This is a genomic window from Microbacterium sp. 18062 (genome assembly GCF_902706225.1).
Lineage (GTDB): Bacteria > Actinomycetota > Actinomycetes > Actinomycetales > Microbacteriaceae > Microbacterium.
This window is the reverse complement of sequence record NZ_CACSKB010000056.1, coordinates 1-23,298: the sequence shown is the minus strand read 5'-3', so window position 1 is coordinate 23,298 and position 23,298 is coordinate 1. Positions and strand designations below refer to the sequence as shown.

Sequence of the window (23,298 nt, the reverse complement as noted above, 5' to 3'; positions counted from 1 at the left end):
CGCCCCCCGATCTCTAAACCTAAGCTTTCGTCGGCCGCGTCAGTTGTGTATAAGAGACAGGGCGGGGGCGGGGGCGGCGCAGGACGCACGCGGCCGCGTTCACGCACCGAGCGCGGCCAGGACGCCCTCGTGCGGGTCACCCTCGACCTGGGCGACGTCGTCTTCGGCGCCCACCGCGACCTCGAGGTCGACACCGCGGTGCTCTGCGAGACGTGCGAGGGCGGCGGCTGCCAGCCGGGCACCGGCCCCGCCACCTGCGACATCTGCCACGGCTCGGGCCACGTGCAGCGCACCGTTCGCAGCCTCATCGGCAACGTCGTGACGAGCGCGCCGTGCGGCACCTGCCAGGGTTACGGCACGACCATCCCGTATCCCTGCGCGACCTGCCAGGGACAGGGACGGGTGCGCGCGCGTCGCACGGTCTCGGTGGACATCCCCGCGGGCGTCGAGACGGGGCTGCGCCTGCAGCTGCCCGGCTCCGGCGAGGTCGGTCCGGCCGGTGGTCCCCACGGTGACCTCTACCTCGAGATCACGGTCGAGCCGCACGAGGTGTTCAGCCGCGACGGCGACGACCTCCTCGCGACGCTCGACGTCTCGATGTCCGACGCGATCCTCGGCACGACGACCCGCATCGACTCGCTCGACGGCCCCGTCGACCTCGAGCTGCGCGCGGGGGTGCAGGGCGGCGACATCCTGACGATCAAGGGCCGGGGCATCACGCCGTTGCGCGGCAGCCAGCGCGGCGATCTGCGCATCGGCGTGCACGTCGTGACCCCGACCCGGCTCGACCACAAGGAACGCGCCCTGATCGAGGAGTTCGCGACGAGGACGAAGGCGCCCTCGCCCAAGCTCGCGGAGTTCCAGCAGGGCCTCTTCGCGAAGCTTCGCGACCGGTTCCGGAACGGCTGATCCGTGGCGCTGCACTTCCTCGTAGAGGAGGCCGGCGACGCGGCGGTCGGCGAGCACGTGCTGCTGACCGGCGCCGAGGCACATCACGCTGCGGCCGTGCGCCGCGTGCGCGTGGGCGAGGACGTGAGCGTCGGCGACGGGCGAGGAGCGTGGCTGGCCGGAGTGATCGAGAGCGCGTCCCCGCGCGCGGTGTCGGTGCGCGTGACGGAACGACAGGACGTCCCGCCGCGCACACCTCGACTGGTGCTGGTGCAGGCCCTCGCGAAGGGGGACCGGGACGAGCTGGCGATCCAGGCGGCCACCGAGCTCGGCGTCGATGCGATCGTGCCCTGGCAGGCGGCGCGCAGCGTCTCGCGCTGGATCCCCGCGTCCCGAGCCGGACACGGGGAGGATGCCGCTAAGGAGGAGAAGGGCAGGATCCGCTGGGCCGGGATCGTCCGCGAGGCGGCCAAGCAGGCCCACCGGGCGTGGGTCCCCGAGGTCGAGGGCGTCGCCACGACCGCGCAGATTGCCGCGCGTGCCGCCGCATCCGTCGTCTTCGTGCTCGAGCCGACCGCGGCGGTGCGTCTGACCGACGAGCTGCGCGCCCTGCCCGCCGCCGGCACGGACCTGCTGCTGGTCGTCGGCCCCGAGGGGGGCATCGACGCGAGCGAGCTGGCGGCGTTCGCGCAGGCCGGCGCCCGCGCCGTGCGCCTGGGCGACGGCGTCCTGCGCACGTCCACCGCGGGCCCCGCCGCGCTGGCCGCGGTGGAGGTCTGCCTCGGCCGCTGGTGAGGCGCCGCCGGTAGACTGGCGGTATGAGCGAGCCCTCCGTCTTCACGCGCATCCTCCGAGGCGAGATCCCTTCGGAGATCGTGGCGGAGAGCGAGCGCGCCTTCGTCATCCGCGACATCGCCCCCAAGGCTCCCGTGCATCTGCTCGTGATCCCCAAGACCGAGGCCTACCGCGACGTCGTCGAGCTCGCCGCCGGAGACCCGTCGCTGCTGGCCGAGCTCGTCGAGCTCGCCCGCGACGCGGCCGCGGCGCACTCCGACGGAGACTTCCGGCTCGTCTTCAACACCGGTGCCGGTGCCGGGCAGACGGTCTTCCACGTGCACGCGCACGTGCTCGCCGGCGGACTCGAAGAGGCGAGCCTCGGTGCCTGAGGGGGAGGCCGCTGCTCCCGACGCGAAAGACGGCCAGGCCGTCGAGCGTCTCCTGGCCGACGGCATCGCGATGGTGCAGCTGCTGGGTCCCCAGGATCGGCTGCTGCGCGTCGTCGAGCGCGAACATCCCGACGTCGACGTGCACGTCCGGGGCAACGAGATCACCCTCTCCGGCGCGGTGGCGGAGGTCGCCGCCGCGAAGACGCTCGTCGAGGAGCTGCTCGTGATGGCCCGCGACGGCCACGACCTGGGACCGGCCGACGTGTCGTCGTCGAGCCGCATCCTCCGCTCGGAGGCCGGGATGCGACCGTCCGAGGTGATGGGGGAGGCGATCCTCTCGACGCGCGGCAAGGTCATCCGCCCGAAGACCCCCGGCCAGAAGGCGTACGTCGACGCGATCGAGGAGAACACGATCGTCTTCGGCATCGGTCCCGCGGGCACGGGCAAGACCTACCTCGCCATGGCGAAGGCGGTGCAGGCGCTGCAGCGCAAGGAGGTGAGCCGCATCATCCTGACGCGGCCTGCGGTGGAGGCGGGGGAGCGCCTCGGGTTCCTTCCCGGCACGCTCACGGACAAGATCGACCCGTACCTGCGTCCGCTGTACGACGCGCTCAACGAGATGCTCGATCCCGAGATCGTGCCGAAGCTCATGGCGACGGGAACGATCGAGGTGGCGCCGCTGGCGTACATGCGCGGCCGCACGCTCAACGACTCTTTCGTGGTGCTCGACGAGGCCCAGAACACGACGCCCGAGCAGATGAAGATGTTCCTCACTCGGCTCGGCTTCGGCACCCGCATGGTCGTCACCGGCGACATCACCCAGGTCGACCTTCCGCAGGGCGCGTCGGGGCTCCGGCTCGTCACCCGGGTGCTGAAGGACATCGACGACATCCACTTCGCGACCCTCACGAGCGACGACGTCGTGCGGCACACGCTCGTCGGGCGCATCGTCGACGCCTACGGCGAGTACGACGAGCGGCGCCTGTCGGCGCGCCGCGAGCGGGACGAGGCGAGCGAGTTCGCAGGCCGTGCGGAGCGCAGAGGCGGGACCCGCGACCACCTACCGAAGCGAGGGCGTCCATGACCATCGAGATCACGAACGAGTCCGGCGTCGACATCGACGAGACCGTGCTGCTGCGTCTCATGGAGAGCAACCTCGCGGAGCTGAACGTCAGCGCGGATGCGGATGTCGCCATCCTGCTGGTCGACGAGGGCGCCATGGAGGCACTCCACGTGCAGTGGATGGACGAGCCCGGTCCGACCGACGTGCTGAGCTTCCCGATGGACGAGCTGCGCCCGGGCACGGAGGAGGCGCCGACGCCCCCGGGACTGCTCGGGGACATCGTGCTGTGCCCGCAGGTGGCCGAGACCCAGGCCCGCGAGGCCACGCCCGCGCACTCGACCGCGGACGAGCTCGTCATGCTCACGACCCACGGTCTGCTGCACCTGCTCGGCTTCGACCACGCGGAGCCCGAGGAGGCGACCGAGATGTTCGGTCTGCAGCGCGATCTCATCGTCGCGTTCTCGGTGGCCGAACGCCGCAGGTCGCGCGGATGACCGCTGTCCTGCTGCTCCTGGCCGCGATCCTGCTGATCGCCTTCGGAGCGCTCATGGCGGCGATCGACGCCGCCTTCGGGGTGACCTCGCGGGGAGACCTCGCCGACCTCGCCGCATCCGGACGGAACTCCCGCATGCTCGCGCGGATCGCGGCCGACCCCGAGGCGCACGCCAACGTCGTGGTCTTCATCCGCGTCCTGTCCGAGACCGCCGCCGCGGTGCTCGTCACCGCGGCGTTCATGCTCATGTTCGACAGCATCTGGTGGGCGCTGCTGGCCGCCGTCGTGCTCATGACCGGGATGTCCTTCGTCGCCGTGGGCGTGAGCCCGCGGGCCGTCGGCCGGCGACACGCCTGGGGTCTGCTGCGGGGAGCGGCGCCCGTCATCCGCGGAGTCCGGATCCTGCTCGGACCGCTCGCGCACGGACTCGTGGCGTTGAGCAGCCGGGTGACGCCCGGCGGGGCCCGCGCCGCATCCTTCGACTCGGAGGAACAACTGCTCAGCATGGTCGACGAGGCCGCGATGCAGGACCTCATCGAAGAGGACGATCGCGAGCTGATCCACTCGGTCTTCGAGTTCACCGGCACGTTCGTGCGCGCCGTCATGGTGCCGCGCACGGACATGGTCGTCATCTCCGGAGCCGACACGGCGCGCGAGGCGCTCGGCATCTTCCTCGACAAGGGAGTGTCGCGCATCCCCGTCGTCACGGAGGACGGCGAGGACGTCACCGGCATCCTCTACCTGAAGGACCTCGTGCAGTTCTCCTTCCGCGACGAGAGCGGATGGGGCCAGCAGTCGGTGTCGCGGATCGCCCGGCCGCCGGTCTTCGTGCCGGAGTCCATGCGCGCCGAGGCGCTGCTCCAGCAGATGAAGCGCGACGCGGTGCACGTGTGCATGGTGGTCGATGAGTACGGCGGCATCGCGGGCCTCGTCACGCTCGAGGACCTCATCGAGGAGCTCGTGGGTGAGATCGCGGACGAGTACGATGCCAAGGCGACCGAGATCGTCGAGCTGGAACCGGGTCGCTACCGAGTGAGCGCGCGCCTGGGGCTCGACGAGGTGGGCGATCTCTTCGGGGTCGAGCTGGACGACGACGACGTCGACTCGGTCGGCGGACTGCTCGGCAAGGCACTCGGACGCGTGCCGCAGCCGGGCGCAGCCGCGGAGCATGAGGGGCTGATCCTCACCGGCGGCACATCGCGCGGTCGCGGTCGCGGTCTCGCGACCGTCTTCGTGGAGCGCGCTCCGCACGACGGCGAGGACGACGAGCAGCGGACGACGACGGGCGAGATCGCCGTGCCGGCGAGGGGAGAACGATGATCGAGGTGTTCCGGAGCGGGTTCGTGACGTTCGTCGGCAGGCCGAACGTCGGCAAGTCGACGCTGACCAACGCCCTCGTGGGCGAGAAGATCGCCATCACGAGCGAGAAGCCGCAGACCACGCGCCGCGCCATCCGCGGCATCGTCAATCGGCCCGGCGGCCAGCTGATCGTCGTCGACACCCCGGGGCTCCACCGCCCGCGAACCCTTCTCGGGCAGCGCCTGAACGACCTCGTCGGCGACGTCCTGGGCGACGTCGACGTGATCGCGTTCTGCGTGCCCGCCACCGAGAGGATCGGGCCGGGCGATCGTCGCATCGCCGAGTCCCTCGACGGCTACGGCCGGGCGAAGAAGATCGCGATCGTGACGAAGACCGACACCGGGACCCGCGAGGAGATCACCGAGCGCCTGATCGAGGTCGACGCGCTGCGCGAGGACTGGACGGCGGTCATCCCGCTGTCGGCCGTGACCGGCGAGCAGCTCGACGTGCTCGCGGACGAACTGCTGGAGCTCATGCCCGAGGGACCCGCGCTCTACGGCGAGGGCATCGTCACCGACGAGGAGCAGGACGACCGGATCGCCGAGATCATCCGGGAGGCCGCCCTCGGCGACGCCCGCGAGGAGCTGCCGCACTCGATCGCGGTCGTGGTGCAGGAGATCGCGCCCCGTGAGGGGTCGGACCTGACCGACGTGTTCGCCGACATCATCGTCGAGCGCGACAGCCAGAAGGCGATCATCATCGGCCGCCGGGGAGCGCGACTGCGCGATGTCGGTGCCCGGGCGCGCGCGGGGATCGAGGAGCTCCTCGGCACACGGGTGTACCTTGCGCTGCACGTGCGCGTGGCCAAGGAATGGCAGCGCGACCCGAAGCAGCTGGGCCGACTCGGCTTCTGAGGCTCCTCGGGTGTAGGCTGCATCCATGCGCGCGGGCACGCTCCTTCTCCTTAGCCGCCGCGACGAGACCTCGATCTAGGGCCTTTCTCGTCGCGGAGCTCGTCATCGGCCCGCCATTCCGACGAGAGAAGAAGCCACAGCCATGGAGAACACGCAGAAGCCGTCGGGCATGCCGACGCACAAGTACCGTCCGTTCCACGAGCAGATCCGCGTCGACCTGCCCGATCGCACGTGGCCCGACGCGCGCATCACCCAGGCGCCGCGTTGGTGCGCGGTGGACCTCCGTGACGGCAACCAGGCGCTGATCGACCCGATGAGCCCCGAGCGCAAGCGCGTGATGTTCGAGCTGCTGGTGCAGTTGGGCTACAAGGAGATCGAGGTCGGGTTCCCGAGCGCGAGCCAGACCGACTTCGACTTCGTTCGCGCGCTTATCGAAGAGGGCCTGATCCCCGACGACGTCACCATCCAGGTGCTGACCCAGGCGCGTCAGCATCTGATCGAGCGCACCTACGAGTCGATCGCCGGTGCCAAGCGCGCGATCGTGCACCTGTACAACTCCACGAGCGTGCTGCAGCGCGATGTGGTGTTCCGCACCGACAAGCAGGGCGTCACCGACATCGCGCTCGAGGGTGCGCGTCTGTGCCGCGAGTACGAGAAGCGCATCCCCGAGACCGCGGTGTTCTACGAGTACTCGCCCGAGAGCTACACCGGCACCGAGCTCGAGTTCGCCGTCGACATCTGCAACCAGGTGCTCGAGGTGTTCGAGCCGACCCCCGAGCGCAAGGTCATCATCAACCTGCCGGCGACCGTCGAGATGGCCACGCCCAACGTCTACGCGGACTCGATCGAGTGGATGAGCCGCCACCTGGCGCACCGTGAGAACGTCATCGTGTCGTTGCATCCGCACAACGACCGCGGCACCGCCATCGCCGCCGCCGAGCTCGGCTACATGGCCGGCGCGGACCGCATCGAGGGATGCCTCTTCGGCAACGGCGAGCGCACCGGCAACGTCGACCTGGTCGCGCTGGGCGTCAACCTGCTGACGCAGGGGATCGACCCGCAGATCGACTTCAGCGACATCGACCAGGTCAAGCGCACGGTCGAGTACTGCAATCAGCTGCCGGTGCCCGAGCGCAGCCCCTGGGTGGGCGACCTGGTCTTCACCGCGTTCAGCGGCTCGCACCAGGACGCCATCAAGAAGGGCTTCGAGACCATGGAGGCCCGGGCGGACGCCGAGGGCGTCTCGGTGGACGATCTGGAGTGGGCTGTCCCGTACCTGCCGATCGATCCGAAGGATCTCGGCCGCTCGTACGAGGCCGTCATCCGGGTCAACTCCCAGTCGGGCAAGGGCGGCGTCGCCTATCTCCTGAAGTCCGACCACGCGATCGACCTGCCGCGGAAGCTGCAGATCGAGTTCTCGGGCGTCGTGCAGGCGAAGACCGACGCCGAGGGCGGCGAGGTCACGAGCGAGCAGATCTGGTCGGTCTTCACCGACGAGTACCTGCCGGCCGGGGTCGCCGAGCACCGGTGGGGACGCTTCGAGCTGCTGAGCACCCGCACGCAGAGCGACCTGTCGGGAGACGTCCACCTCGACGTCACGCTGCGTGACGGCGACGACCGGTTCGAGGCCGACGGATCCGGCAACGGCCCGGTCGCCGCGTTCCTCGAGATCGTGCGCGCACGGGGCTTCGACGTCACGCTCTACGACTACGTCGAGCACGCCCTCAGCGCCGGCGGCGACGCGCAGGCGGCCGCCTACGTCGAGCTGCAGGTCGATGGCCAGCGGCTGTGGGGCGTCGGCATCGACGGTGACATCTCGACGGCGAGCCTCAAGGCGATCGTGTCGGGTGTGAACCGGGCCATCCGCACGCGCGAGCGCGAGCGCACCCTCGCCTCCGTCTGACCGCCTAGGACCGCGAGACTGCATGCGGCCGCCGAGACTGCGGGGGGCACCCCGCTGTCTCGGCGCGGGCGTGCAGTCTCGCGGGGATTCGACCGGGCACGGCCGGGCTCGGCGTCCGAGCGGCTCAGCGGCCGGGATCGGCGGGGCGGACGACCGGGATGGCGGACGTCTCGACCGCGACCTTGCGCCGGTAGAGCATGCGTTGCTCGGGCAGCGACACGTCGAAGACGACCGCGAGGATGCGGATGACGGTCGTCACCGCGATGCCCACGATCGCGGCGATCACGAGGTGGACGCCGAAGGCGTCGAGCGCCGCCAGCACGACGCAGCCGGCCGCCGCCGCGACCGCGTAGAGCGAGCTGACGTGCAGGATCGCGACCGGCAGTCCCATGATGATGTCGCGCAGGATGCCGCCGCCCACCGCCGCGCAGACGCCCACGAAGACGGCGGGCACCGGCGGCAGGCCCAGCGCGAGCGCCTTGCTCGTGCCGAACGCGCCGAAGAGGCCGATCACGAGTGCGTCGAGGCCCACGATCAGCCCGTTCAGTCGCTGGAAGAGACCGGCCAGGAGCATCCCGATCAACGCGGCCGCGGACGCCGTCAGCAGATACCCGTTGCTCTGCAGGGTGGCGGGGGAGACCCCGAGCAGGAGATCCCGGATGAGGCCCCCGCCCGTCCCCATCACGATCCCTATGATGGCGACACCGAGCATGTCGAGCCGCCGTTCGCCCTGGAAGCCGGAGGCGAACAGCGCCCCTTGGACGCCGCCGAGGGCGACGGCGGTCAGATCGGCCCACAACGGGATCACGAAGAGCGGCTCGGTCACCCCTCCATTGTCCCGGATCACGGGATAATCGAGGGGTGCCCACTTATCGCGACGAGGTCGTGGTCCTGCGCACCCACAAGCTGGGTGAGGCGGACCGCATCGTGACGATGCTGGGGCGTCGCCACGGCAAGATCCGTGCGGTGGCGAAGGGGGTGCGGCGCACGTCCTCGAAACTGGGCTCCCGTCTCGAGCCGTTCATGGTCGCCGATGTGCAGCTCTACGCCGGCAGATCGCTCGACATCGTGCAGCAGGCGGAGTCGCTCGGCACCTACGGCGCCGAGATCGTGGCCGACTACGACCGGTACACCGCGGCGAGTGCGATGGTCGAGACCGCGGATCGCCTCGGCGACGCGGATGCCTCCGCGTCGCACTACCTCCTGCTGGTCGGCGGCCTGCGCGCGCTGTCGCTCGCCGCGCACGCGCCCCGCAGCATCCTGGACTCCTACCTGCTGCGCGCGATGGCGCTCTCCGGCTGGGCGCCGGGCCTCGAGGACTGCGCGCGCTGCAGCGCTCCGGGCCCGCATCGCTCCTTCGTGGCGCAGGTGGGCGGGATGGTGTGCGCGAACTGTGCGCCGGCCGGGTCCGCCCGGGTCGACGAGAACACGACCGCGCAGCTGCGCGCGCTGCTCAGCGGGGACTGGGACCACGTGGATGCTGCGAGCACCGGAACCTCCGCCGCCGCATCCGGACTCGTCGCCGCCTACGCGCAATGGCACCTGGACCGAGGGATCCGATCGCTCTCGCACGTGGGGGTCGCCCGATGACGCCGAAGCCCTTCACCCACCGGGACGCGGTGCCCTACCGTCCGGTCGACTGGACGGCCGAGTATCCGCCCGCGTACCCGAAGGGGGCCGTGCCCGGACACGTCGCGATCGTGATGGACGGCAACGGGCGATGGGCGAACGGTAGGGGCCTCACCCGGGTGGAGGGACACAAGGCGGGCGAGGCCGCTCTGCTCGACGTCGTCGCCGGAGCGATCCAGGCGGGTGTCCGTCACCTCTCCGTCTACGCGTTCTCCACGGAGAACTGGTCGCGGTCCCCGGACGAGGTCCGCTTCCTGATGGGCTTCAACCGGGACGTGCTGCACCGCCGCCGCGACCAGCTCAACGAGTGGGGCGTCCGGGTGCGGTGGGCGGGGCGCAAGCCCCGGCTCTGGGGATCGGTCATCAAGGAGCTCCAGTACGCGGAGCAGCTGACGCGCGACAACGACGTGCTGACCCTGACGATGTGCGTCAACTACGGCGGCCGGGTCGAGCTCGTGGACGCGATGAGGTCGATCGCCGACGATGTGGCCGCGGGCCGGCTGAAGCCGTCCGCGGTCTCCGAGAAGCTGCTGGCGCGCCGGATGTACATCCCGGACATGCCCGACGTCGACCTCTTCGTCCGGTCGAGCGGAGAACAGCGCACGTCGAACTTCCTGCTGTGGGAGTCGGCGTACGCCGAGTTCGTCTTCCTGGACACCCTGTGGCCCGACTTCGGGCGCCGGGACCTGTGGCACGCGATAGACCAGTATCTCAGCCGGGATCGACGCTTCGGCGGGGCGATCGACACGCCGCACGAGTCCGGCACGCCCCCGGGGGAATAGGCGCGCCGTCGTGCACGGTTCTCCTCGTCATGACAGACCCGATCCGGATCGACGTATGGAGCGACATCGCCTGCCCCTGGTGCTACATCGGCAAGCGCAACCTCGAGAAGGGGCTCGAGGAGACGTCCTCCGACGAGAACGCCCCGGAGGTCGAGGTCACGTTCCACTCCTACGAGCTCTCTCCCGACACCCCCGTCGACTTCGACGGCGACGAGATCGACTTCCTCGCCGGGCACAAGGGCATGCCGCGCGACCAGGTGCAGCAGATGCTCGAGCGCGTGACGAGCGTCGCCGCCGACGCGGGCCTCGAATACCACTTCGAGCATCTGCAGCACACGAACACCGTCAAGGCGCATGAGCTGCTGCACGCCGCGAAGGCCCAGGGCCGCCAGGCCGAGATGGCCGAGCGACTCATGTCGGCGTACTTCGTCGAGGGCAAGCACGTCGGCCGTATCGACGAGCTCGTCGAGCTCGCCGCCGAGGTGGGGCTGGAGCGCGACGCCGTGCGCGACGCGCTGGAGAGCGAGCGGTACCTGCCGGACGTGCGGTCCGATCAGGCGCAGGCCGCAGGCTACGGCATCAACGGCGTCCCGTTCTTCGTGATCGACGGCACCTACGGGGTGAGCGGTGCGCAGCCCGCAGAGGCGTTCGCGCAGATCGCCCGTCAGGTGTGGTCCGAGCGCGCCGTGGCGGCGCCTGCCGACTGAGTCAGCGCCAGTCGAACCGGGAGGACTCAGGCCGGCAGGCTCTTCTCGATGACGGCGACGATCGCGGGGTCGTCCGGCTTCACGGTCGGGCGGAACCGGTGGACGTCGCCGCTCGGCGTCAGCACGAACTTCTCGAAGTTCCAGAGGATGGGACCGCGCTTGCCCTCTTCGTCCTTGGCCTTCTTCAGCGCCTTGTAGAGGGGAGCCGCGTTCGCGCCGTTGACCTTGACCTTGTCGAGGACGGGGAACGAGACGCCCCAGGTCGTGGCACAGTAGTCGAGGATCTCCTCCATCGATCCCGGTTCCTGTCCCATGAACTGGTTGCAGGGGAAGCCGAGCACCGTGAAGCCGCGTTCGCCGTAGGTGCGCTGCAGCTCCTCGAGCTGCTCGTACTGCGGGGTGAGCCCGCACTTCGAGGCCACGTTGACGATCAGCAGCACGCCGTCGCCGTACTCGGCGAGTGTCGTCTCCCGTCCGTCGGCGGCTGTGACGGGGATGCTGCGAAGGTCCGGGGCGGTGTCGTCGCTCATGGGTCCACAGTACGCCGCCGAGAGGTGTCCGGGTCTGGGAGAATAAGACGATGACCACGACTCTCGCCTCCGCCCCGGCGTTGCGGATCGGGCCGATCGAGGTGGACGTCCCCGTGGTGCTCGCGCCCATGGCAGGCATCACCAACACCGCGTTCCGTCGCCTGTGCCGCGAGTACGGCGCCGGTCTGTACGTCAGCGAGATGATCACCTCGCGCGCGCTCGTCGAGCGCAACGCCACGACCATGCGACTGATCCGGCACCACGAGTCCGAGGTGCCGCGCTCCGTCCAGCTGTACGGCGTCGACCCGGTGACGGTCGGCCGTGCGGCGCGACTCCTGGCCGACGAGGACCGTGCCGATCACATCGACCTGAACTTCGGATGCCCCGTCCCCAAGGTGACGCGCAAGGGCGGGGGAGCGGCGCTCCCGTGGAAGTCCGATCTGTTCGGCGCGATCGTGCAGGCCGCGGTCGGGAACGCCGGCGGCATCCCGGTGACGGTCAAGATGCGCAAGGGCATCGACGATGACCATCTGACCTTCCTCGACGCAGGGCGGCTCGCCGAGGACGCCGGCGCGGCCGCGGTGGCGCTCCACGCGCGCACCGCCGCGCAGTTCTATTCCGGTGCCGCCGACTGGAGCGCGATCGCCGCGCTCAAGCGGGCCGTCACCAGCATCCCGGTGCTCGGCAACGGCGACATCTGGTCGGCCGACGACGCCGTGCGGATGATGGCCGAGACGGGAGCGGACGGCGTCGTGGTCGGTCGCGGCTGTCTCGGCCGTCCGTGGCTGTTCGGGGATCTCGCACGCACCTTCGGCGGCGGGGGCGGATCGGCGCCGGTCGATGCCACGCTCGGTTTCGTCGCCGCCGCGTTCCGCCGTCATGCGGAGCTCCTGGTGGAGTTCTTCGAGGACGAGGGACGCGGATGCCGCGACATCCGCAAGCACGTGGCGTGGTACTTCAAGGGCTATCCCGTGGGCGGCGACATCCGCGCGGCGCTCGCGACGGCATCGACGCTCGCCGAGATCGACGACCTGCTCGGCACCCTCGACGCCGACGCCCCGTATCCGGGAGCCGCAGCCGAGGGGCAACGCGGTCGCGCGGGCACGCCGAAGCGTCCCGCCCTCCCGGAGGGCTGGCTGCACAGCCGCGACCTCGCGGCCGACGCAGCGGACACCCTGGCGGATGCGGAGCTCGATCACAGTGGCGGCTGATGGCATCGCGGCGGGGGGGACCACGGTCGGGCGCCCCGCGGGATACGACGCATCCGATGCGGAGCGCTTCTTCGTCGAGCACCACCGGTCGCAGCGGGACGACTTCGCCCGCGACCGCGCGCGCGTGCTGCACTCGGCGTCGCTTCGGCGGCTGGCGGCGAAGACGCAGGTGCTGAGCCCGGCGAGCCCCGCCGATTTCGCCCGCAACCGTCTCACCCACTCGCTCGAGGTCGCGCAGGTCGGACGCGAGCTGGCGACCGCCCTGCAGCTGGCCCCCGACGTCGTCGACACGGCGTGCCTGAGCCACGATCTGGGACACCCGCCGTTCGGACACAACGGTGAGCGCGCGCTCAACGAGTGGGCGGAGGACATCGGCGGCTTCGAGGGCAACGCGCAGACGCTCCGCATCCTGACCCGCCTCGAGTCGAAGGTGATCGGCCCGGACGGCGACAGCTTCGGGCTCAACCTCACGCGCGCGAGCCTCGATGCGACGTGCAAGTACCCGTGGACCGTCGACAGCCCCGTGCCCGACCCGGGCGGACGACTGAAGTTCGGCGTGTATCCCGAGGACGAGCCGGCCTTCCGCTGGATGCGGGAGGGCGCTCCCGGGCGGGTCCGCTGTATCGAGGCCGAGGTCATGGACCTCTCCGATGACATCGCGTATTCGGTGCACGACTTCGAGGACGCCATCGTCAACGGCTACCTCGACCCGCAGCGCCTGTTCGACCCGCGCCAGCACGCCGCGATCCTGAGCGCCATCCAGACCTGGGTCGGCTACGACTTCACGCGGGACGAGCTCGACGACGCCCTGTTCCGGCTCATGCGCCTGCCGGAATGGATCCAGGTGTTCGACGGGACGCGTGCGGCGCACGCACGGCTGAAGAACCTCACGTCGGATCTGATCGGCCGGTTCGCCCGCGCCGCCACCGCGGCGACCCGTGAGGCGTACGAGGCACCGGTGCTCACCCGCTATCGTGCCCATGTGGTCGTCCCGCGCGTGATCGAGGCGGAGATGGCGGTGCTCAAGGGAACGATCGGTGCGTTCGTGGTGACGATCGAGGGGCGCAAGACGCTCTACAAGGAGCAGCGGCGGGTGCTGAAGCGGCTCGCGACGGCACTGTCGGAGGCACCGGAGAACCTCGACACGCTGCACGCGGAGGACTTCGCCGCCGCCGAGACGGATGCGGCGCGCCGCCGTGTGGTCGTCGACCAGGTCGCGAGTCTCACCGATCGGGTGGCGCTCGGCTGGCACCATCGCCTTGTCGGCGAGATCGACAGCGAGTCGCTCGGCGTCTGGATGCCCGGGGGCCGGATCGAGTCCCGCTCGTTCTACGCGCTTCCCGAGCCGCTCGAGGGGCTCTGATGGCCGGCCGCATCGCTCAGGCCGATGTGGAGGAGGTCAAGGCTCGCACGAACATCGCCGACATCGTGGGGGAGCGCGTCGCGCTCAAGTCCGCGGGCGTGGGCTCGCTGAAGGGCCTGTGCCCCTTCCACGACGAACGCAGCCCGAGCTTCCACGTGCGACCCCAGGTGGGGTTCTACCACTGCTTCGGATGCGGTGAGTCGGGCGATGTCTACACGTTCCTGCGGCAGATCGACCATGTCTCCTTCACCGAGGCCGTGGAGCGACTCGCCGGCCGCATCGGCTTCACGCTGCACTACGAGGAGGGCGGAGCGGCTCCCGAGACGTCCGGACGAGCACGTCTGTACGCCGCGAACGCGGCGGCGGCTGAGTTCTTCCGGGCGCAGCTGTTGAGCTCCGAGGCCGAGGTCGGGCGACGGTTCCTGGGCGAGCGGGGATTCGACGCGGGCGCCGCTGCGCACTTCGGGGTCGGCTTCGCGCCGTCCGGCTGGTCGGCGCTGCTCGACACCCTCACGACCAAGGGGTTCACCCGCGAGGAGCTCACGACCGCGGGACTCGTGTCGCAGGGGCAGCGCGGTGTCTACGACCGCTTCCGGGGACGTCTGGTCTGGCCGATCCGCGACGTGACGGGGCAGGTGATCGGCTTCGGGGCGCGGAAACTCCTGGAGAGCGACCAGGGTCCGAAGTACCTGAACACACCGGAGACGCCGATCTACCACAAATCGCAGGTGCTGTACGGACTGGACCTCGCCAAGCGGGACATCTCGCGCGGCGAGACGCGACGGGTGATCGTCGTCGAGGGCTACACGGACGTGATGGCGTGCCACCTGTCGGGGCTGACCACCGCCGTGGCGACGTGCGGGACGGCGTTCGGCGCCGACCACATGAAGGTCGTCCGCAGGATCATGGGCGATGACGCCGCAGCCGAGGTGGTCTTCACCTTCGACCCTGATGCGGCCGGACAGAAGGCGGCGGTGCGCGCGTTCACCGAGACGCGATCGCTGAACGCGCAGAGCTTCGTCGCGGTGGGGCCGACCGGGCTCGATCCCTGCGATCTGCGTCTCGCGCGCGGCGACGGCGCGGTGCGCGGCCTCATGGACACGAAGATCCCGATGTTCGAGTTCATCATCGATCAGCGGCTCAAGGGCCGCGACCTGGGCACGGTCGAGGGCCGGCTCGCCGGGCTCACGGCGGCGGCCCCGCTGCTCGCGGAGATCCGGGACGAGCCGCTGCGCCGGCGCTACGAGCACGTGCTGGCGCGGCGTCTGGGCGAGGACCTGTCGGACGTGCACCGGGAGGTCGCGCGGCAGCGCGCGATCCAGCGCCAGGGGGGATCGACCGAGGCGGGAGCGACGTCGCGTCCACCCCGGTCCCCGGGTCCCTCTAGCCCCGAGCCGGCCGAGGCGCCCACTCCTCGGGTGTCGATCGCCTCGCTTCCGCGCGACGCCGACGTCGCCCTCGAACGCGACGCCCTGATGGGCTTCCTCCAGTACGGACACCGGATCGACCCGGCCGAGCTGCGGGCGGCGCTCGACGAGCCCTTCCGGCATCCGGCGCTCGAGGCCGTGCGCTCGAGCATCGCCGCGGTGCCCGATCACACGCGGCCCGGGTGGGCGGTCGCGGCGGTCGACGCCGTCCGTGAGCCCTATCGCTCGCTGGCGGCGGAGCTGCTGACCGGGGACTTCCCCGCACGCGACGATCAGCACGCCGTGACATCAGCCCGGGACCTGGCGCGCCGCATCCGGCTGCGTGGCGTCGACCGGGAGAAGCGCGAGCTGTTGAGCGCCATCCAACGGCTCGCACCGGACTCCGAGGAGGGCCGTCGAGTGCGGTTGCGGCTGCGTGAGCTCGATGCGGTCCGGCAGCGTCTGAGCGGCGAGCAGTAGCGCCAGCCGGCTGTAGACGGCAGGATGACACACATGACGTCCCAGACATCCGCGGACAGCATCGTCTGCAGCGACCTGAGCATCGCGCACGCGAGCGGTCGCGGAACGCCGGAACGCGTCGTCGACGGGGTGTCCTTCACCCTCGCTCGCGGGGCGGCGCTCATCCTCGTCGGCGCCACCGGGTCGGGCAAGTCGACGCTCGCCACCGTCCTCGCCGGGACCGCCGGACCGGGGGTGGGCGTGGTCGGCGGCGATGCCGTCGTGGAGGGCGTCTCGGTGCGTCGTCCCGGGCGCCGGCTGCGGCTTCTCACGGTCGTGACGGGGTACCTCGGACAGACCGACGGCGCGACGCTGCCTGCCCGTCTCACCGTCGGGGACATCGTCGCGGAGCCGGTGACGAGCCGGCAGCGCAAGGTGAACGGCCGGGCGCTGTCGTTCCGCGTCGCAACGTTGCTCGACGAGCTCGGGCTCCCGCTGGGCGCGGTCGGCAAATACCCCTACGAGCTCAGCGCGGGCATGCGCCAGCGCGTCGCCATCGCGCGCACCCTGATGCTCGAGCCCCGGCTCGTCGTCGCCGACGAGCCGCTGGCGAATCTCGACGTGGAGGCGCGGGAGATCGTCCGTTCCGCGCTCGAACGGCGGCAGCGGGATGCCGGGATGTCGCTCCTGCTGGTCGCGAACGAGCCGGAGAACGTGGCCCGCTTCGATGCCGATGTGCTCGCGCTTCGGGCGGGGCACACCGTCGGTTTCGGGCACGGCGTGGAGAGCATGACGTGGACGCCGAGCTCGGAGGCGGATCGCCGCCTCGTGTCGTCGTGAGCCTCCGAGTTTTGCTACGATAGTCCGGTTGCCTTCGCGAGAAGCGCAGTATTCCTCGGTAGCTCAATTGGCAGAGCAATCGGCTGTTAACCGATAGGTTCTTGGTTCGAGTCCAAGCCGGGGAGCGAGAGATCCGCGCCATCTACGCGGCTCTCACCTAAGGCCCAGGCTTCCACCCTGGGCCTTTCCCGTCCCCCGTGCGTCTCCTCTCCCCGAGCGTGTCTCCCGCCGCGTCCGCCGTGCGCCTCATCGGGGTGCCCGGACTGGGGTGTGAGCAAGCGAAGCGTGGGGCGACCCTATGGGTAGGCTGGGAGGAGGCCATCCTCGCCGGACGGGGAGAGCCTCGACCATCCCGGGAGGGACCATGGAGTTCGCCGCACTCGGAGCGATCGGGCTGTTCGTCATCATCGGCGTCGTCGCGCTCATCATCGTGCTCATCATCGTCGCGATCCTGATTCGCGCCTGGTATCGGGTGGCGAAGGCCGACGAAGCCCTGGTCATCGTCGGAAAGCGGCAGCGTCGGAGCGATGGCGACAGTTCACGGATCACCGTGATCACCGGCGGCGGCGCGATCGTCAACCCGCTGACGCAGCGGGCCGAGATGATCTCGTTGCGCGCGCGGCAGATCAAGATGGAGCCGACGGCGCAGTCCTCGAACGGCGTGACGGTTAACGTCAGCGGCGTCGCCCTCGTGAAGATCGGTTCGGACCCGGAGTCGGTGCGACGCGCGGCCGAGCGCTTCGCCTCGCAGGACAAGGCGATCGAGCAGTTCACGACCGAGCAGCTCGAGGGTGCGCTCCGTGGCGTCGTGGCGACTCTGACGGTCGAGGAGCTCATGCGCGACCGACAGCGGCTGTCGGACCAGATCGCGGAGGGCATCAAGGCCGACCTCTCGTCGCAGGGTCTCATCCTGGATTCGTTCCAGATCCAGGGGATCACCGACACGAACGGGTACATCGCCGCGTTGGGCGCGACCGAGGTCGAGCGTGTGAAGCGCGACGCCGAGGTGGCCAAGATCAACGCCGACCGCGAGATCCGCGCCCGCCAGATCGCGACGGATGAGGCGAACCTGATCGAGCAGACCGCCCTCGACAAGAACTCCGCCGCGGCGAAGGCCGAGGTCGGCCGGGCGAACGCCGAGGCCGAGCAGGCCGAGGCGCTCGCGCGTTCCGAGCGGCAGCAGGCGGTGCTGCTGCAGGAGGCCGAGAACACGCAGGCCCGACTCGACGCCGAGATCAAGAAGGTCGCCGACGCCAACCTCTACGAGCGGCAGCGCGGTGCCGACGCCGACGCGTACGCCCAGGTGAAGGCCGCCGAGGCGCGCGCCGAGATCGCCGAGCAGGAGGCCACCGCGACCCGCGTCCGTGCCGAGGCCGAGGCCGACGCCGTGCGTGTCGCCGGTGAGGCCCGCGCGGGCGCGATCAGCGCCGAGGCCGAGGCGCTGAGCCAGAACCAGGCGGCCCTGCTCGCGCAGCGTGCGCTCGAGGCGCTGGTGCCGATGATGACCGAGTTCGCCAAGGGATACGACAAGGTCGGCTCGATCACCGTGCTCGGCGGCGAGGGGGCGAGCAGCCACCTGGCGGCGGAGTCCGCGGGCGGCCTTCGCGCGACCTTCGACGCGGTCAAGGCCGCGACCGGGCTCGATCTCGCCGAGGTGATCCAGGGTCGCGCGATCGGCCATGCGATCGCAGAGGGCACGGATGCGGCCGGCTCCGCGCCGACCCGCCGTGGCCGTGCCGCTCAGACGACCGATGCGAGCGAGGCGCCGGCCTCCGGCGACGCGGCGTCCGGTGCCGGCGGGACGGGCACCACCACCAGCCTCTGAACGACGACGCGGGGCGGCCGCGTCACCCCTCGAGGTCGTCGACCCCGGGCAGCCATGAGCTCCCGGGTCGGCCCCAGCCGCGCTTCCGCGCGATCTTCTGCGTCGTCTTCCAATCCGAGTCGTTCAACCTGTCGATGTACAGGACGCCGTCGAGGTGGTCGAACTCGTGCTGCATGATGCGGGCGCGCCAGCCGTCGACCTCGATCAGGACCGGGGTGCCGTCGAGGTCCATGCCCGTGACTCGCACGCGGTCGGAGCGGCGCAGCGGGAAGCGCTCGCCCGGGAACGACAGGCATCCCTCGGACTCCTCCTCGGGATCGGGGTCTCCGGGCTCCACCGGCGTCATCCAGAGCTCCGGGTTGATGATCACGCCGCGCCAGGGGGCGCCGTCGTCGTCCTGGTAGGAGTACGTGTAGATCCGGAGCCCGACCCCCACCTGGGGCGCGGCGAGACCGACGCCGGGTGCCCGGTCCATGGTCTCGAACATGTCCGCGACGAGAACGCGGACCTCGTCGGTGATCTCGTCGACGGCGGATGCGGGAGAGTGCAGGACGGGATCGCCCATGATGCGAATCGGGAGTACGGCCACGTCTCGAGCCTATCGAGGCGGCCTGCCGTTAGTGTCGTAGGGTGCTCTGGACGGAAGTCACCCTGAACGACGTCGCCGATGATGTGATCGGTGTGTTCCGGGACCCGGCGATCCTGTTCGGCATCCCGCTGGCGGTGCTCGGCGCCGTCTTCATGTCGTTCGGCGCGCAGTACCAGCATCGCGGCGTGACGAAGGTCGAGCGGATGTCCGGCTCGTCGGGATCGAGCGGACTGAGCGGCAAGCAGCTTCTGCAGCTGCTCTCGCGGCCCTCGTGGGTCGTCGGCACGGTCATGCTGGGGCTCGCGATCGCCTGCCAGCTCGCGGCCCTGGCGTTCGCTCCGCTGATCCTCGTCCAGCCCCTCGGCGCGATCTCCCTGGTGATCACGACCCTCCTGAACGCCCGCGTGTCCGGGCACAAGCCGACCGCGGCCTCGATCCGCTCGATCATCGCGTGCGTCGGCGGCATCCTCGTCTTCGTCACGATCGCCGCGTTCGTCGCCACCGAGCAGCCGATCTCCGAGCACGAGCTGCTCATCATCCTGGGACTGCTCGCGATCGTCCTGGTCGTGCTCACCACGTTGTGGCTGCTGCTGCGCCGCGCGCACGGCCAGGCGCTGTTCTACATCGCGGCCGCCGGCATCCTCTACGCGTTCGTGGCGACCCTCGCGAAGGTCGTCATCAAGAACATCCAGTCGGGTGACTTCGGCTGGCTGAGCGTGCTGTGCATCGTCGGGCTGCTGCTCGCCGTGTCGGTGGGCGCGTACTTCGTGCAGACAGCCTATTCGGCGGGGCCGCCCGACCTCGTGATCGCCGGGCTCACGGTGATCGACCCCATCGTCGCCGTGGTCATCGGCCTCGTGATCCTGCAGGAGGCGGCGACCGCGGGGCCATGGGCGCTCGTCGGTTTCGCCGTCGCCGGCGCCGTCGCCGTCTACGGTGTGTTCTCACTGACCCGGAACCATCCTCAGATCGTGAGCGACAGTCTGGAGCTGCCGATCCGTCGTGGGCGCGACGGCGAGTCCGGGGGGACGACCTCGGCACGATAAACTCGCACGCGCAGGGGGCGGTGGCCAAGCTGGTCAAGGCAGCGGGCTCATAACCCGACGATCGTGGGTTCAAGTCCCACCCGCCCTACAGGAGAACGTGGCCGGATCATGTCCCCGGCGGCGTGCGCGGTGCGCGATATGCGCCGGGCCAAGGCGTTTCGTCTAGCATGACGTGATGCAGCGCGATGAGCACGAGCGGTTCCTCGACGAGGTCGTCCCTCGCCTCTACATGCGGATCCCCTCGGCCGGCCCCTCGTCGGCGTCGGACGTCGTCGAGTTCGCCCGCGCGGCCTCGGACGACACAGTGCTGCGGATGCTCGCCACCGACCGGTGGAGGGAGCGCAAGACGGGTGCATGGCTGGCGGTCGGTCGAGGGACGCCGCCCCTGGCGGACGCCGTGCTGGAGAGCCTGCGCACCTCACAGGGCAACCTGACCTCGCCGAGTCTCGCCACCGCGGCGATCACGCTGTGCGGCGACCGTGCCGTGCCGTCTCTTCTCGAGTACGGGCGTGCCGACGTCGCGAACACGTGGTACGGAGTCGGCTTCATCTCGGCGGCGCTCGCGCATCTCGGCGAGCCCTCGCCGTTTCCGCATCCGACGGAGCATGACGTGGCCGGCTTCGCCCGGCACCTCGAGATCGCCGAGGCAGTCGTCGCCCTGCGGGCGTGAACGGCGAGAACGAGAGGAGAGCCAGCCAGACGCGTGAGAGCGGAGCGCGTGTGAGCTCGCGGATACCTGGAGCATCGCCGTTTAGACTGTGTCGAAACACGCAGAGAGGGTCGCATCCTTGCCACGCACAGCCGCCGTTCCGGACGAGGCCTTCCTCGCCTTCCCGAAGCTCTCCGTGGAGTCGCGGCAGAACGATGGCTGATCTGTCCGGAGCGATCGACGCGCTCCAAGGCCTGACGACGCCGGACTCGACGGTCACCGTCGAGGGAGACGTCGTGCGGGTCGAGGTGCGCTATCGGGATGTCTCGCAGCTCTCGGGCGGAGCCGGCCGAGGCCGCGCCGCCTTCGTCATCGAGGTGCACTTCGACGAGGCCGCCGGCGAGTACCGCCTGACGTTCATCGACAGCGCCGCTTCGGCTCAGGTCGGCCTCGGAGGCCTCTCGGGCTCCTACTCCTCGACGAAGATGCTGAGCGGCACGGTGCGTACGCGCTCCCGCGCTTCCGGCTGGCACGCCGGAGAGCAGGGGTACGGCCAGAGCTTCGACTCGAGGCCATGGCACGACGCGGTGGTGCAGCGGCTCGAGGCCCACGGCTGGACGAAGCGCAAGGGCTTCTGGGGTCGGCTGTTCTCCTGAGCTCCACGGGAATGTCAGACTGGAGCTCGCGTGATCCGCAGCAGCGCGACGCCTCGTGTGAGACGAGGGCCTCATCGAAGGAGAGCCCGTGAGAACGCCTGGTTCGCCGGTGTGGCCCGGCATCATCGGCCTCGGGATCATCGCGCTCGGAGTCCTGCTCGCGTCGCTCGGCCTTGGGGGAACCGCGAAGGGCGATGGGCTCACGATCGCCGCGTTCATCGTGGGCGGTACCCTGCTGGTCACGGCCGTGACGATGATCCCCGCCAGGGTGCGTCACCGGCGCTCGACCACGCCGGAGCAGCGCCGGCCGAGCCGAGCGATTACGGACCGCGCGCGGCGAGCACAGCGCGGCGGTTTCGACGACGACCACGGGCGGCGTATCGACTGACGTGCGAGCCCGGCGGCGCGATGGCGGCTGTGTCCGCCGTGGGAACGCCCTGAGCAGCTGCCACTCATCTGGATGCGATGGGTCATCCGCGTTCCTGGATCGGCGCTCCGGGAGTGCGTCTGCTTGCCGCGCTGGTGGGCGTGGGATGCGTCGTGGCGGGCGGCTCGCTGCTCGTCCGGCCGCTCAGCGCGCTGGTCGTGTTCGCGGTGACCATCTCCGTCGCCCTCGTCGGGAGCGGCGTCCTGCTCGTCTCGCGGGGACCACGGCAGCCGTGGCGGTGGGTCGGGGCGGCTCTGCTCCTCGCCTCGGGGGCTCTGGCGGTGACGTCCGTCTCGGCGGTCGTCCGCGCGCTGCCGGTCGTCCTGGTCGTGATCCTTGTCGCGAACGCGGGGCGGCTCGTGTACTCGGCGACCCGGGCGGGATCTCTCGGACGGCGAGCGATCCTCGCCGTCTCCGTGATCGCGAACCTCCTGTTCGCCGGTGTGTCCTGGGCATGGCCGGATGCGACGGTGATCGTGATCGCTGTGGCGTTCTCCCTCCTCGTGCTCCTCGCCGGGTGCGCGCTGATCCTCGGCGCGATCCGTGGCCGGCTGCGTCGCCGCGTCGATGACTCGGGTCGCTCGCGTCATCCGGCACTGCGCGCAGTGGCGACCTCGCTCGCGCTCCTTCTCGCGAGCGCCGCTGCGTTCGGCACCGTCCAGCTTCTCGCCGGCACGGCGAAGGTCGATGACTTCTACGCCTGGGACGGAGAGATCCCGGCGGTTCCCGGCACGGTGCTCCGGACAGCCCCGTACACGGGTGACGTGCCCGCCGGGGCGGAGGCGCTGCGCGTCCTGTACGTCACCACCTATTCCGACGGCACTCCCGCGCTGGCGAGCGCCGTCGTCGGCTATCCGACCGGTGACACCGGTCGGCCGAGAACGGTGCTGGCGTGGCAGCACGGCACCACGGGCGTGGCCCGATCATGTGCGCCCAGCGCAGACGCCGACGCGCTCACCGAGTACGCGATCCCGGGCATCCTCCGCGCGATCGAGCGCGGTTGGGCGGTGGTCGCGACGGACTACCCCGGGCAAGGAACCGACGGACGCTACCCCTACCTGATCGGGCAGGGCGAGGGGCGGGCCGCACTCGACGGAATCCGCGCGCTCCAGCGGATCGACGATGCGCACGCCTCGAACCAGGCGTGGCTGTGGGGACATTCGCAAGGCGGACACGCAAGCCTATGGGCGGGACAGATCGCCGATGACTATGCCCCCGACGTCGACGTCCTCGGCGTCGCCGCGCTGTCCGCCGCCCGTGATCCGCTCGCACTCGCCGAGCGGATCGCGGGCGCCAAGGCCAGCGCCTTGGGGGAGATCATCACCTTGAATCGGCCTGACTTTTGTTCCTATCGGGAGCCTTGGCCAGCGGGTGCTGGTTCGGCGGATTCTTGGTCAGCGTAGTACGCGTCCTCGATCTCGATCGGGGTGCGCATGTCGAGCTCGCCGTGGAG

24 protein-coding genes and 2 tRNA genes are annotated in these 23,298 nt (G+C 70.4%); 23 read left to right on the top strand and 3 right to left on the bottom strand.

Translation table 11 applies throughout. From position 1 onward, the window contains the following. The 8 genes from GVL03_RS16375 to leuA form a co-directional block, all read left to right on the top strand. A partial coding sequence (locus tag GVL03_RS16375; RefSeq protein WP_159502075.1) for a DnaJ C-terminal domain-containing protein occupies nt 1-909 on the top strand: 909 nt, incomplete at its 5' end. A 3-nt stretch (nt 910-912) separates the two neighbouring features. Then, nucleotides 913-1,683 carry a 16S rRNA (uracil(1498)-N(3))-methyltransferase gene (locus GVL03_RS16370; protein ID WP_159502074.1) on the top strand — a complete coding sequence of 257 codons (771 nt, stop codon included), beginning with the start codon at nt 913-915 and terminating at the stop codon, nt 1,681-1,683. Between the two features lie 23 nt (nt 1,684-1,706). Then, nucleotides 1,707-2,054 (top strand): HIT domain-containing protein, encoded by a 348-nt coding sequence (locus tag GVL03_RS16365; RefSeq protein ID WP_159502073.1) that lies wholly within the window; start codon nt 1,707-1,709, stop codon nt 2,052-2,054. Nucleotides 2,055-2,124: 70 nt separating this feature from the next. Next, nucleotides 2,125-3,138, top strand: a complete 1,014-nt coding sequence (locus GVL03_RS16360) for a PhoH family protein (RefSeq protein ID WP_159502078.1) — start codon at nt 2,125-2,127, stop codon at nt 3,136-3,138. Then, nucleotides 3,135-3,611 (top strand): rRNA maturation RNase YbeY, encoded by a 477-nt coding sequence (gene ybeY, locus GVL03_RS16355; RefSeq protein ID WP_159502072.1) that lies wholly within the window; start codon nt 3,135-3,137, stop codon nt 3,609-3,611. Before GVL03_RS16360 ends, ybeY begins: the two co-directional genes overlap by 4 nt. After that, on the top strand, nt 3,608-4,930 hold the full coding sequence (locus tag GVL03_RS16350; RefSeq protein ID WP_159502071.1) for a hemolysin family protein: 1,323 nt from the start codon (nt 3,608-3,610) through the stop codon (nt 4,928-4,930). The genes ybeY and GVL03_RS16350 overlap by 4 nt, the downstream gene beginning before the upstream one ends. Further along, nucleotides 4,927-5,823 carry a GTPase Era gene (gene era, locus GVL03_RS16345; protein WP_159502070.1) on the top strand — a complete coding sequence of 299 codons (897 nt, stop codon included), beginning with the start codon at nt 4,927-4,929 and terminating at the stop codon, nt 5,821-5,823. Before GVL03_RS16350 ends, era begins: the two co-directional genes overlap by 4 nt. A 142-nt stretch (nt 5,824-5,965) precedes the next feature. Beyond that, nucleotides 5,966-7,726 (top strand): 2-isopropylmalate synthase, encoded by a 1,761-nt coding sequence (gene leuA, locus GVL03_RS16340; RefSeq protein WP_159502069.1) that lies wholly within the window; start codon nt 5,966-5,968, stop codon nt 7,724-7,726. A gap of 124 nt (nt 7,727-7,850) precedes the next feature. On the opposite strand, the gene GVL03_RS16335 is transcribed toward leuA, so the two are convergent. Beyond that, entirely contained in the window at nt 7,851-8,552 is a 702-nt protein-coding gene (locus tag GVL03_RS16335; protein ID WP_159502068.1) for a trimeric intracellular cation channel family protein, read from the bottom strand. 35 nt (nt 8,553-8,587) lie between these two features. Between GVL03_RS16335 and recO the strand changes: the two genes are divergently transcribed. From recO to GVL03_RS16320, 3 genes are read left to right on the top strand one after another with little or no spacing between them, the layout of a single operon-like run. Then, entirely contained in the window at nt 8,588-9,316 is a 729-nt protein-coding gene (gene recO / locus GVL03_RS16330; RefSeq protein WP_159502067.1) for a DNA repair protein RecO, read from the top strand. After that, a complete protein-coding gene (locus GVL03_RS16325) occupies nt 9,313-10,137 on the top strand; it encodes an isoprenyl transferase (protein WP_159502066.1) in 825 nt (274 codons plus the stop codon). The genes recO and GVL03_RS16325 overlap by 4 nt, the downstream gene beginning before the upstream one ends. A gap of 29 nt (nt 10,138-10,166) precedes the next feature. Next, nucleotides 10,167-10,844, top strand: coding sequence for a DsbA family protein (locus GVL03_RS16320; protein ID WP_159502065.1), 678 nt, complete (start codon nt 10,167-10,169; stop codon nt 10,842-10,844). Nucleotides 10,845-10,870: 26 nt separating this feature from the next. Here the strand turns inward: GVL03_RS16320 and GVL03_RS16315 are convergent, their stop codons facing one another. Next, a complete protein-coding gene (locus GVL03_RS16315; RefSeq protein ID WP_159502064.1) occupies nt 10,871-11,374 on the bottom strand; it encodes a glutathione peroxidase in 504 nt (167 codons plus the stop codon). 50 nt (nt 11,375-11,424) lie between these two features. Here GVL03_RS16315 and dusB point away from each other — a divergent pair, with 50 nt between their 5' ends. The 6 genes from dusB to GVL03_RS16285 all read left to right on the top strand — a co-directional run bounded on the left by dusB (nt 11,425) and on the right by GVL03_RS16285 (nt 18,478). Further along, nucleotides 11,425-12,585, top strand: coding sequence for a tRNA dihydrouridine synthase DusB (dusB, locus tag GVL03_RS16310; protein ID WP_159502063.1), 1,161 nt, complete (start codon nt 11,425-11,427; stop codon nt 12,583-12,585). Beyond that, nucleotides 12,557-13,948: a deoxyguanosinetriphosphate triphosphohydrolase gene (locus GVL03_RS16305; protein WP_200847208.1), complete on the top strand. Its 1,392-nt coding sequence runs from the start codon at nt 12,557-12,559 to the stop codon at nt 13,946-13,948. Before dusB ends, GVL03_RS16305 begins: the two co-directional genes overlap by 29 nt. Continuing rightward, entirely contained in the window at nt 13,948-15,834 is a 1,887-nt protein-coding gene (gene dnaG / locus GVL03_RS16300; RefSeq protein WP_159502062.1) for a DNA primase, read from the top strand. The genes GVL03_RS16305 and dnaG overlap by 1 nt, the downstream gene beginning before the upstream one ends. A gap of 33 nt (nt 15,835-15,867) precedes the next feature. Next, nucleotides 15,868-16,653, top strand: a complete 786-nt coding sequence (locus tag GVL03_RS16295) for an ATP-binding cassette domain-containing protein (RefSeq protein ID WP_159502061.1) — start codon at nt 15,868-15,870, stop codon at nt 16,651-16,653. Between the two features lie 52 nt (nt 16,654-16,705). After that, nucleotides 16,706-16,778 (top strand) — tRNA-Asn (locus tag GVL03_RS16290). A gap of 239 nt (nt 16,779-17,017) precedes the next feature. Beyond that, nucleotides 17,018-18,478: a flotillin family protein gene (locus GVL03_RS16285; protein ID WP_200847207.1), complete on the top strand. Its 1,461-nt coding sequence runs from the start codon at nt 17,018-17,020 to the stop codon at nt 18,476-18,478. A gap of 22 nt (nt 18,479-18,500) precedes the next feature. On the opposite strand, the gene def is transcribed toward GVL03_RS16285, so the two are convergent. Beyond that, nucleotides 18,501-19,067 (bottom strand): peptide deformylase, encoded by a 567-nt coding sequence (gene def / locus GVL03_RS16280; protein ID WP_159502060.1) that lies wholly within the window; start codon nt 19,065-19,067, stop codon nt 18,501-18,503. 41 nt (nt 19,068-19,108) lie between these two features. On the opposite strand from def, the gene GVL03_RS16275 reads away from it, so the two are divergent. The 6 genes from GVL03_RS16275 (at nt 19,109) to GVL03_RS16250 (ending at nt 23,248) form a co-directional block, all read left to right on the top strand. Continuing rightward, nucleotides 19,109-20,113, top strand: coding sequence for a DMT family transporter (locus tag GVL03_RS16275; RefSeq protein WP_159502059.1), 1,005 nt, complete (start codon nt 19,109-19,111; stop codon nt 20,111-20,113). A gap of 14 nt (nt 20,114-20,127) precedes the next feature. Next, nucleotides 20,128-20,201, top strand: a tRNA-Ile gene (locus GVL03_RS16270). Between the two features lie 87 nt (nt 20,202-20,288). Then, nucleotides 20,289-20,783: a hypothetical protein gene (locus GVL03_RS16265; RefSeq protein WP_159502058.1), complete on the top strand. Its 495-nt coding sequence runs from the start codon at nt 20,289-20,291 to the stop codon at nt 20,781-20,783. A 194-nt stretch (nt 20,784-20,977) separates the two neighbouring features. Then, a complete protein-coding gene (locus tag GVL03_RS16260) occupies nt 20,978-21,418 on the top strand; it encodes a hypothetical protein (RefSeq protein ID WP_159502057.1) in 441 nt (146 codons plus the stop codon). An 88-nt stretch (nt 21,419-21,506) separates the two neighbouring features. Next, the gene (locus tag GVL03_RS16255; protein ID WP_159502056.1) at nt 21,507-21,806 is read left to right on the top strand and encodes a hypothetical protein; all 300 of its coding nucleotides are present in this window, start codon (nt 21,507-21,509) and stop codon (nt 21,804-21,806) included. Between the two features lie 113 nt (nt 21,807-21,919). Further along, the gene (locus GVL03_RS16250; protein ID WP_159502055.1) at nt 21,920-23,248 is read left to right on the top strand and encodes a lipase family protein; all 1,329 of its coding nucleotides are present in this window, start codon (nt 21,920-21,922) and stop codon (nt 23,246-23,248) included. The last annotated feature ends 50 nt before the right edge of the window (nt 23,249-23,298 follow it).